Origin of the sequence: Nostoc sp. LEGE 06077, from assembly GCF_015207705.1 — a bacterium.
Taxonomy (GTDB): domain Bacteria; phylum Cyanobacteriota; class Cyanobacteriia; order Cyanobacteriales; family Nostocaceae; genus Nostoc_B.
This window is the reverse complement of sequence record NZ_JADEWI010000109.1, coordinates 1-7553: the sequence shown is the minus strand read 5'-3', so window position 1 is coordinate 7553 and position 7553 is coordinate 1. Positions and strand designations below refer to the sequence as shown.

General features: G+C 38.2%; 5 protein-coding genes and 2 pseudogenes. 3 read left to right on the top strand and 4 right to left on the bottom strand.

Annotated elements, in window-relative coordinates; all coding sequences use genetic code 11:
* On the top strand, positions 1–195 hold a 195-nt coding region (locus tag IQ244_RS32840), incomplete at its 5' end, for a hypothetical protein (protein ID WP_228059295.1).
* 138 nt (positions 196–333) lie between these two features.
* Here the strand turns inward: IQ244_RS32840 and IQ244_RS31775 are convergent.
* Together IQ244_RS31775 and IQ244_RS31770 are read right to left on the bottom strand one after the other, a co-directional pair.
* Positions 334–1254 carry a CHAT domain-containing protein gene (locus IQ244_RS31775; RefSeq protein WP_193900642.1) on the bottom strand — a complete coding sequence of 307 codons (921 nt, stop codon included), beginning with the start codon at positions 1252–1254 and terminating at the stop codon, positions 334–336.
* Positions 1255–1457: 203 nt separating this feature from the next.
* Entirely contained in the window at positions 1458–2651 is a 1194-nt protein-coding gene (locus IQ244_RS31770; RefSeq protein WP_193900641.1) for a POTRA domain-containing protein, read from the bottom strand.
* A gap of 575 nt (positions 2652–3226) precedes the next feature.
* On the opposite strand from IQ244_RS31770, the gene IQ244_RS31765 reads away from it, so the two are divergent.
* Positions 3227–4891, top strand: coding sequence for a fibronectin type III domain-containing protein (locus tag IQ244_RS31765; RefSeq protein ID WP_228059294.1), 1665 nt, complete (start codon positions 3227–3229; stop codon positions 4889–4891).
* Between the two features lie 782 nt (positions 4892–5673).
* Complete coding sequence (locus tag IQ244_RS31755) at positions 5674–6699, top strand: IS4 family transposase (protein ID WP_228059296.1); 1026 nt, start codon at positions 5674–5676, stop codon at positions 6697–6699.
* A 19-nt stretch (positions 6700–6718) separates the two neighbouring features.
* Here IQ244_RS31755 and IQ244_RS31750 read toward each other — a convergent pair.
* A pseudogene (locus IQ244_RS31750) lies at positions 6719–7156 on the bottom strand (DUF6444 domain-containing protein); the annotation flags it as partial.
* Positions 7157–7355: 199 nt separating this feature from the next.
* A pseudogene (locus tag IQ244_RS32835) lies at positions 7356–7553 on the bottom strand (transposase); the annotation flags it as partial.

The following is a 7553-nucleotide window of genomic DNA, read 5'->3' as shown; positions in this document are numbered from 1 at the left end:
TTTTTAGGTAAAGATTCTCCAGCAATAGTTAATATTAGAAACTTTGTAAATTGTGGCTATTTTAACTTCTCTAACCTAAAAGAAAATAACCCTTCATTATACCAGAAAATATTTATGCAAGAGTTCTTCTGTTTTCAGACCCCCGCTCAATCGAAGACTTGTCAGTTAAGTGCAAATTGTGATCGCTTTACTTAATTCCAGCGAAGAAACTTAGTGCAAATGTACAAGTACCCTATCTCCTCTGATTTCCCTAGTACAGATCAGCGTAAATAAACAGACCATCTGGAATTGCTAAAAGGCTTGTGTTATCTTTTGCCTTGTTGCACTAGTCTCTCAATTCCATTCCCCTTGAAAGACAAACGCAGACCAATAATAAGGTGCATTCCATTGAGGATCTCGCCACATCTCTAGTTGGGCTTGTCGAAGTGCAGATGAGGGTTTTATGCCTTTTTGCAGCATTGCCGAGTAAAGCTTGGACATCAGCAATGCCGTACCATCATCAGCTACGTTCCACAAACTAGACACAACACTTTTACTACCGGCATACATCAAACCGCCTGTGAGTCCGACTAAACCTTCGCCTTTAACAGTTTTTCCTAGTCCAGTACGACAACCGCTTAATATTACCAAGTCAGCAGATAATTTGAGGTTAAAAGTATCAGGGATAGATAATAAGCTTCTTTGGACATCCCCTACTTCGTTCACTACAGACATGACCATACCCGATCTTTCTGGTCTTTGGCTATCGAGAATCCCGTGAGAAGCGAAATGCACAAAGCGATACTGACTAAGTTCTGGGCTGATAGCTGCTAGACGGTTCGCTGCAAAGTCGAATTTGATCAATTTTTGCGAATTTGGAAACAACGACAGAATTTCGTCAGCTTCTTGGCGTGTACCAGTTAATCGCTCATAGAGTTCTTCATCGTTAGAGTTAGTTATGCGCGATTTTAATCGTTCGTCGTTGCGGCTAAAAACTGGGTCAGCAAATATAGCTAAACTCTTACTGGGGTTGCGAAAATTTTGCTTATTTCTAATCACAGCCAGAGTAGAAACTGAGGGTAAACCAACGATTTCATGTTTCAGCAGTAAAGGTTCGGGTTTGTCTGCTGGAGAGTTGGGATGAGGGAGAGCGTTGAAAGGAATATATTGGAGGATGCCATCAGCAACAATTAATAAGCGTTTTTTTCCTAGTTGACTCACAACTTGTCCCAAAAGTATTTGACTCAACTGTTGGGATGATTGGCGATCGGGCAATGATGGATTGGGTGAAGAAACTGCTGTATAAAATTTTCTGGCTAAAGGTTCTATTTCTGAAAGCTTGGGTAGTTGATAACTACTAACACCAGTTTTACTAACTAACCATAAGTAACTATGCTCTTCTCCTAATAGATATTCTAAAAGTAATGTATCATCATCTAAAATTTGTTTTTGAATTTGCTTAATTTCTACTGGTTTAGCTAATTCAACTGCCCGCGCATCTGAAATAGAATGAGTGATTGATTGTAATTTTCAATCGCCTGTTTATATTCTTGAATTTTATTATATGTATTACCTAAGTTATTAAAAACTTTAGCTTGTCCAATTAAATCTTGCTTCTGCTGAAAAATCTTCAGGGCTTCTTGATATTTAGGAATAGCTTTTTTTTGGTCATCTTTTTCTTTTAAGTCAGCATAAATATTAGCAATATTGTTGGTAGCATTTGCAATTCCTAATTCATCCTTGTTAGCCTGGGCTTTATTTAATGCTTGTTGATTAACAAAAAATTTCTCACCTAGCTTCTCAGCTAGTTCATTTTCTTTAACTTTAATAATTGCAATGAATTTGTTTTTATCTTTGCCTGTGTCAAAGGCAACTTCTACATCTTTAAATAAGCCAAAATCAAATAAATGCTTGATTTGTTGCTGTGTTACCGATTTTAGAAATATTTGTCCCGGTTTAATATTAAACTCTTCTATAATTAATTTCGCAGGAATCTTTCCTTCAATAGGCTTACCATCTTTATCTATTTCTTTATCATCATCTGTAACAAATTTAACTTGAATATTTTCAATCACCCCTTCAGCAATTTCTAGTTTGACAACACCATTATCATCAACTTGTGGTGGGCCAATTACACTCGCCAAGATATAGCCTTTATCTTGATACCATTTATTTAACTGCGCGATATTATTTTGCAATTTATTTAAATTTAAAGTGCTACCGTAATCTTTACTAAAAATGCTATTAACGACTTGTGGCGATAGTATCGTAGAAGCTTGAGGTACAGCAGTTACTTCTACTTTTTTTAAAACGGGGTTAGTTTTGACAATAAAAGTTACACGTACGCCTAATGGAGTATCGGCTGGTTCGGCTCTGACGTTAGAAAACCATCCTGTAGCGAAAATGGCGTTGATGTCTTCTTGTAATTGCGATCGCGTACTTGTTTTACCTGGTTTAGTCTTAATTGTTTTGTAAACTAAATCTTCTAAATTTTCTGGTGCGCCTTTTACTACTACTTCTGAGACAAGTACCTGTGTTTCTGCTTCTTTTGGTGGCTTTGGTTGCGTACTAGGAGATGGTTGAGATGATGACTGTGCTAAAGCAATTAAAGGAAACACCCCAAGCAACTCTGATACTAACAGTAGATTGATGAATATAATTAAACTTCTCATAACACTGCACCTACGCCAGAGAATTTATGCATCTCTTTTGTCATTCTACAGATTTCTCTGCAAATTTTGAGCTAACAACTTGTTTTTCATCATAAGGTTATTTAACATCATCCGTAACAAGTTAAGAATAAGTAAATTTTGTCAAGACATCTTTGTAAATAAATATCTCTGCATAAGAATGATAATTCAATTATCCCAAGGAACTATCGGGGGTTCTCATTATGCTCAGTGGGCAGCAGAATTAAAACAGATAATTGATCAAACTGGTTTTTACTCGCTGACATCCCTAGAACTTACGCAAAAAACCTCTCAAATTCTCATTCCTCCGTGTCCTCTGCGTCTCTGTGGTAGCCTGCGGCAAGCCGCTATCGCGTCTACGTTATTCCGTAACTCGTGCGTAAGTAAGTCCTGATCCCATCAAATTGCGCGAATTATGATCACAAAGCGAATCACCGCGCACCTGCATTTGTCGCAGAACATTCCAACCAGGACAAATCATGAAATTGCTCATACCTGTACTTCTGTTTGTTCTATGCTTTACCTTGGTAAGCGTGCATTCATTTGGGCAAACCATTATGACCGCAGCGCCGCAACTGTTAACAGATCCATTTTTACAACTACCAACTGCCAACTCAGTCCGAGTTGTGTGGTTTACTGAGTTTGTCGGCAATAAACACACAGTTGCTTATGGTGAAGATTTACAGCAAACTGCCAAAGCAACTACTACAAAACTTAGCCGTACGCGAGAAGACCAAAAATCGAGAGTTGGTCAGCAAACGCAAGACGGACAAGTTTATCAACAACCAACAAAACGTGATATTTGGCGACACGAAGCTGAGGTAATAAAGTTAACGCCAGGGGTGCGGGTAAATTATCGCGTTACCAGCGAGAGAGAAGACGGCGTATCTGTTAGCAGTGAGATATTTACCCTGGCTGCTAAACCTGAACCGGGTACACCACTCAAAATTCTCTTAACTTCCGACCATCAACTCAAGCCGATGACCGCCGCAAACCTGCAAAAAGTCGTAGAAACTGTGGGAAGAGTTGATGCAGTCTGGTTTGCTGGTGATTTAATTAATGTGAGCGATCGCGCCTCGGAATGGTTTGATGATAATCGGGGCAATGCTTTATTTCCCGGTTTGCAAGGTCGTGCTAAATATGAAATGCAGCATGATGGTGTTAAATTTATCTACACTGGCGGGGAAATCATTCAACACGCCCCCATGTATAGTTGCATTGGCAATCATGAAGTCATGGGACGCTTTGCCAGAAAGAACAGTTTAAACGATGAATTTGATGATACATTTCCCCGTGCTGTTGCTCAAAAACTTTATAGCGGTAAATCCCTAATCGATAATTCTTTTAATACAAATACCTACGAAGAAATTTTGACTTTACCCCAAAGTCAAGCAGGCGGAAAAAAATATTATGCAGTTAGTTTTGGTGATGTGCGTTTGGTAGTTTTGTACATCACAAATATGTGGCGCACTCCCAAGTTAGACGAAAAATATACAGGTAGATATCGGGAAGCCGATCAAGATTTAGATAACCCGGAAAATTGGGGTTATGGACAGATAATTTATGAGCTAATTGCCCAAGGTAGTACACAGTACAATTGGTTAGCAGCCGAACTCAATAGCCCAGAATTTCAACAAGCTAAATATAAAGTAGTGATGTTCCATCATCCACCTCACACCCTCGGTGATAATATTGTCCCCGCTTACACCAATCCTGTACAAATTATTGAAAGCAATCAGCAGAACAAAATTACATCTGTGCGTTACGAATATCCTCACAATGCTGATTATATTATTCGTGATGTTGTCCCCTTATTAGAAAAAGCCAACGTGCAATTAGTCTTTTACGGACATTCCCATTTATGGAATCGTTTTATTAGTTCTAGAGGAATGCACTTTTTAGAAACATCAAATGTGGGCAATACTTATGGTGCAGCTTGGGGTGAAAGAACACGAGAAATTCCTACAGGTTATCAAGAAAAATATATTGCCCTCGGCGACCCCAATGGTTTAGAACCAGTAGTGCCAACCATTGCACCGCTATTGAGTAAAGATGGCAAACCAATGCCTTATCTTGCTAGTAATAACATTACTGTTTTTAGTATCTTTGATACAGGCACAGGTAAAGTCAGCAGCTACCGTTTTGACACGCGCAAACCTGACGCGGAAGTTGTGAAATTTGATGAATTTCAGTTGATACCAATTCGTTATCAAGACCCATAGAAACAACCCCATCACCTACTGTCACCCTCCTCTGTATCCTGCAAAGAAGTGCGATCGCTCATCAAAACCTAATTTTTACGCTGTGGAAATTGCCCGTCCTACGCTTATTGAAAATAGGAAAAATATCAGTTTACTTTCGAGCTAAAATCCATAATCCCCAATCTAAAATTGTTTTTGCCCCTATACGAACACAGCGAAAACTGCTATACAAGTATTTTTTAAAGCATAAAGTGGTTCTTGGCAACTTTTGGTGATCTAAGTTGAGGGAAAGCAGAGGGCAGAAGGCAGAAGGAGTCAGAAGGAAATTATAGATTCAAACTTTGAGTTTATTTAAACTGGCAACTAATATACTTTGCATTTCCTCAACTTCATTTAATAGGGGACTGCCGCTTTAACATTTTCAGTCGATTAATATGTCCTTCAACGGGGCCATTGCTGACTGACATAGTTACACCTGCTTTCACAGCATCGTAGTCAGACTCTAAACGTTCAAGGGGCGACAAACGCCTCTAAACTTAGCCAGATAAAGGTTTGAGAGGCACAGACCCCTTAACAAATGTGGGTACTTATTGAGAATGAACTGTACAGTTATTAAGCGGCTACCTGTAGGGTACAGTTTAATGGTAAAAAAGAACGGTCTCGTAATTTGATTAAGACCGTCGTCATAATGTTGGCATCAATAACCAAAACTTTTTAGAAAAATACCTAAATAAAGCACAGTTAATCACTCTGAAAATGTTGGTGTGGTTGTTACAAAATCAGAAACAGGTGAAGATTATTGACTGGCAGCAACCTTACCTCTACCAATACAACAAAACAGTCGTAGACGGCATATACAAAGGTTTTTAACATTGAATGCCTTAAGTGTAGTATTGTTGTGGTTTCCTATCATTGAAGCAATAATTAATCAACATTTTAAGGTAGGGTCACAATTAACTATTGCGATGGATAGAACGCAGTGGAGAGAAAATAATGTGTTAATGGTGAGTGTGATTTACCAAAAAAGAGCATGGCCAATATATTGGTGCTTATTAGAGAAAGATGGTAGCAGTAACTTAGAAGAACAGCAAAAAGTATTACGTCCAGTAATCCGCTTATTAAAAAAGTACAAATTAGTGATTATCGGGGATAGAGAATTTCATAGCGTAGAACTGGCGCATTGGCTCCACAAGCAGAACCAGAGTTTTATATTTCGTCAAAAAAAGGATACGACTTTTCAAGAAAAAAGACAAAAATTTAAGCCTTTAAGTAGCATTGAGATTTACCCTGGGATTCGTCAATTTTATCCCAATGTTAAGTTGACTCAGAAAAAAGGTTTTGGTCGGTTTAATTTAGCAGTCTACTGGAAAAGAAAGTATAAAAGTAAACAAGAAAAGGAAGCTTGGTATTTATTAACTAATTTGCCTGATTTAAATACTGCTCTGAAAATATATACTCAACGCTTTGGGATTGAAGCCATGTTCAAAGATTGTAAAACTGGTGGTTACAATTTGGAAAGTTCTCAAGCTAATCCTGATAGACTTGTACGAATAATATTTTTAATTGCTTTAGCTATGACCAGTGCTTGGTTACATGGACAAAGGACTAAATTTCAAAAACAAGAATCATATATTTGTCGTAGTCAAGAAAAAAATAGAAATGAGAAACGTCACAGTAATTTCTGGATAGGTTTATATGGTCAAAATTGGATAGTCGCTTGGCATGAGTGTCAAGCATGGGTCGAGGAACTGCTCGGTTTCAGTCGCAATAAGCAAGCATATTATCAGCGAGGTTTAAGGGCTATGAAGCTTATACAGCAAGCTCTTTAACTCGCTTGTCGCCCCTTGAAGGTCGTTCCACTAATTGCGCTACCGCGTGTTTTTCTACTTTTACTGCTAGGGGTGCAAATGCTTTTTGACCGCAGTAATCACAATTAAGAAGGCGTAAGATTTCATAACGGTCTACTCTGCCAAAGCCTTTACGGGTTTTTCCCTGATGTCCTGGCTGATCGCCTGGCTTCTTTTTCGGCTGATTTGATTCCTCTTGTGGAGGAGCTTTTTTGTTTTCACTCTTTTTGTGAATATCTCCAGATGGTGGTTTCGATGAATTCGAGCTATCTAAATCTCGGCTGACTTTTAAACGTTCTACTTCTTGCTGTAGTTGTAAGATTGTTTTCTGTAATTCACGGATTACCTTATTCTGCTCAAGAATTATCTCTACCAGTTGTTCTTTTGATAACTGGTTCAAGCTTTCTCGGTCTAAATCTTGAGGCAGGTTTTGGTTCATATTTGTGATACTCCTACTCAAGTATCCCCTTTGTCAATACTCTGTCACCTGAATCCTTACGAATTTTCCAGCAAAAGTTAATCTTAGAAACTTTGTAAATTGTGCCTATTTTAACCTCTCTAAAGTGAAGAAAAATAACACTTTATTATACCAGAGAATATTTATTCAAGAGTTCTAATTTAACGTGAGTTCAATGAAACTAAAAAATTGCAGGAGGTAGAGCAGGCAAATCTTTTGGGTAAATGTCAATGCTAGGTTTTTTGGGTAAATTAGGTGTAAGCGGCTAAACCAGCCATCAAGTTGACCAAAAAGTTAAATGGACTACGATGACGAGAGTGTTCGATTTGACAAATATTTTTCAGATGGTCATTAACTGATTCAATTACTGCACGTTTAC

Bases quoted from the DNA above. Each gene is read 5' to 3' on its own strand.
- IQ244_RS31765 (WP_228059294.1), top strand. From the start codon at position 3,227: ATGACCGCAGCGCCGCAACTGTTAACAGATCCATTTTTACAACTACCA.
- IQ244_RS31770 (WP_193900641.1), bottom strand. From the start codon at position 2,651: ATGAGAAGTTTAATTATATTCATCAATCTACTGTTAGTATCAGAGTTG.